The following is a 2749-nucleotide window of genomic DNA, read 5'->3' as shown; positions in this document are numbered from 1 at the left end:
CCGTTATTATCACTTTGTATCAGTCGATTTAGGTTATCCCAACTCAGTTTAAGGCTGTGATTGCCTTGTTTTGCCTCAACCACATTTCCTTGTGCATCGTAGCTGTAGCGTTTGCCTTGGTAGTCTTGCACTAGGTTGTTTTTGATTTGACTGGCTTGGGTCGCTATCGGATCAATGAGGTTGCCTGCGGGGTCAAAGCTAAAGGTTTCGGTGTGACTTGGACTTTGTGTTTTGATCAAGCGTCCAATTGGATCGTATTGGTAGCTGAGTTTGCCTAGGCGGGTGTCTTCGACTTGGCTAAGGAGGTAGTTTTTGTCGTAATGGTAGTCACGCTGCGCTTGATGTTGTTTGTTGCCTTGTTGAATCAGCTCTGCGGTTTCTTGTTCGGGCTGAATCGTTTGTGAGATCAGTAAGCCAACATCGTTGTATTGGTTTGTTTGAATTAAACCATTGGCCAAGTAGCGTTCGGTCTCTCGGTGCAGATCATCGCGTTTGAAGCCCACCATGTCTGTTTGATTCAGTGCAATCCCGTAGACATGCCCTGAACCATAACTCAGATGGGTGATTTCTTGTCCATCCGGACGGATGGTTTTAATTAAGTTGCCCAGTTCATCATAGTGATAGCGCAGTACTGCGGTCATATCCTCAAAATGCGGAATCTTATAATGCTGGTGTTCTCGGATCAGTTGTGATAGAAGTCGATTTGACTGTTTTCGTTGACAGTACGACTCAGTTGTCCATTTAAATTATAGTCAAAGCGCTCGGTTTGGGTTTTGCGGGTCTCGAGATGGGTATAGCTTTTTTCGGCAATTTGTCCATCTTCATGGTAGCCAAATTGGGTAATGACTTGAGCTTGTTTGATTTGGAACAGGCGTCCGCTTTCTACATAATGCTGATGCGAAACAGTGCCAACTTGAATCAGTTTGTCAAGACTTAATGATCGGTCGTGGTGCTATGACTACACCTGATATTACGCTATGTATTCGTGAAAATACTGATCAACCTATATTAATTTGGAACGATTTACTCACACTTCAAATTCGTTTCTTAAATGGTTAATACAAGAAAGAAATCAACATGGTCAGTCTTTATAAAGAGTGGCTAGGAATGATGTCGAAACACTATCCAGAAGCGAAAGAGCTATGGGGTGAGCTGAAAAGATTGAAGGGGCTTAATGATATAATTATACGCATATGAAGTTATGCTAGGCTTTGTTAAACAAAGCCATCTAGAATTATTTCTTTGGAATCAAATATATTCGAGTACTAGTCTCTCCAAACTCTAATGTTTCATGAAAGCGTAGATCAAATAAATCTTCAAAACCTAATTTTTGTAAAGAGTCAAATAACCAATTAGCTTTATCATAAGAGAGTATATTTTTTTTGTTAAATCCTGATAAATGTTCTTTTTTAAATATACACAAATTAGGAATATGACATCCAAATGCTGTAAATCCTTCTTCTAAATCTGGATATGTAATCATAAATTGATGATTTTCAAGCTCCTTATGGTTACAATATATTTTCATAGAGTTAATAAAAAAAATTGCTACATTTAAAAAATAGGTGTTAATTTCTTTATCGCCCCAATATTCAATAAATTTATGTTCTCTACCTACTCTAGTAATTAAGGGAATTTCCTCAAACTCATAATCAAACTTTAGTAACTCATCCAAATCACTATAACTTTCTTCTACATTAATTAATTTATTTAAAATTTCCAAATGCTTCACTTTCTTTACTCCATAAAATTATTAAGTTAACCAACCATGACAAAATAAGAAATCTTTATCATCTCTTGTAAATGGGGGTATTCCTCGATGTGTATCATGAATTGTTCCGTCCAAGTTTAATGCACTATCGTTATTAGCATGTGCGTGCCATTGTGATCCAGGCACGGACTCTTCAGGTTTATCAATTCTTTTAACGCCTTTACTCCCTTGTCCAATACGGACCTTTTGTTGCGCCTGTTTAGGATTTCCTACACCCCATTTCTTGCATCTTTTCTTTCTTTCTTTTTCTATATCTTGAGCACAATTGCATGTTTCATTAGCTCCTTTACTGGCATCAATAGCTTCCGAAGCTAACCAACTTATACCTAATAATCCTCCTGCCCATGCAGCTGCCTCACCAAGTGCAGCTAATGCATAAGGAGCTGCTGGAGCCATTACAAGCAACCCTAAAGGATCAACCCACAAATTTGGATCACTCACATAAGCTAAATTGTTTAGTCCACCTTGCAGACCAATCGGATCTTTAGATATATACCGTCCACTATGTGGCTCATAATATCTGTAACGATTGTAGTGCAGTCCAGTTTCCTCATCATAATACTGACCTTGGAAGCGGATATTGGTTTGCTCTAAGACTTGGTCTTGATGCTGTGCTTTAACCTGTTGGGTCTTACCCCATGTATTTAAGGTGATTTCCCAAATACATTCTCCTTTTTCATTACTCAGGGTTTGCGGTGTTCCTACCTGATCACAATGATAAAAGGCAACACGTTCGAGTTCGGCTTTGTTCTTGCGCGTGTCTGTGCTCCAGACAGGATCTCGGTGGACCGAATAGGGCATGGTTTTAAACTGACTATAGTCTGGGGTTTTGATCAGTTGGATGAACTGACGATAGCCTGTTTGCAGTACAGGTACAAAGCTATTCGGTTCGTAGATGTAGTGTTTGGTGTAGTTTCGCTGTTTCTCAGTGTCTGCTTGGTATTGTTTAGACTCCCACACCATCAGGTCGCCATCCCA

At 39.3% G+C, this 2749-nt stretch carries 2 protein-coding genes and 2 pseudogenes; 1 reads left to right on the top strand and 3 read right to left on the bottom strand.

What is annotated here, in order from left to right:
* Positions 1 to 910: pseudogene (locus tag AC5YCE_RS15465) on the bottom strand (RHS repeat domain-containing protein); the annotation flags it as partial.
* On the opposite strand from AC5YCE_RS15465, the pseudogene AC5YCE_RS15460 reads away from it, so the two are divergent.
* Positions 886 to 1197 (top strand): annotated as a pseudogene (locus AC5YCE_RS15460) (tRNA-dihydrouridine synthase C); the annotation flags it as partial. The pseudogenes AC5YCE_RS15465 and AC5YCE_RS15460 sit on opposite strands and share 25 nt — an antisense overlap.
* A gap of 37 nt (positions 1198 to 1234) precedes the next feature.
* Here the strand turns inward: AC5YCE_RS15460 and AC5YCE_RS15455 are convergent.
* Both AC5YCE_RS15455 and AC5YCE_RS15450 read right to left on the bottom strand, forming a co-directional pair.
* A complete protein-coding gene (locus AC5YCE_RS15455) occupies positions 1235 to 1732 on the bottom strand; it encodes a hypothetical protein (protein ID WP_496172607.1) in 498 nt (165 codons plus the stop codon).
* Positions 1733 to 1753: 21 nt separating this feature from the next.
* Positions 1754 to 2749: RHS repeat-associated core domain-containing protein (locus AC5YCE_RS15450; RefSeq protein WP_496172606.1), on the bottom strand; the 996-nt coding region annotated here is incomplete at its 5' end.

This window comes from Acinetobacter sp. CY79 (assembly GCF_059515845.1).
This window is presented reverse-complemented; position numbering and strand designations above follow the sequence as displayed.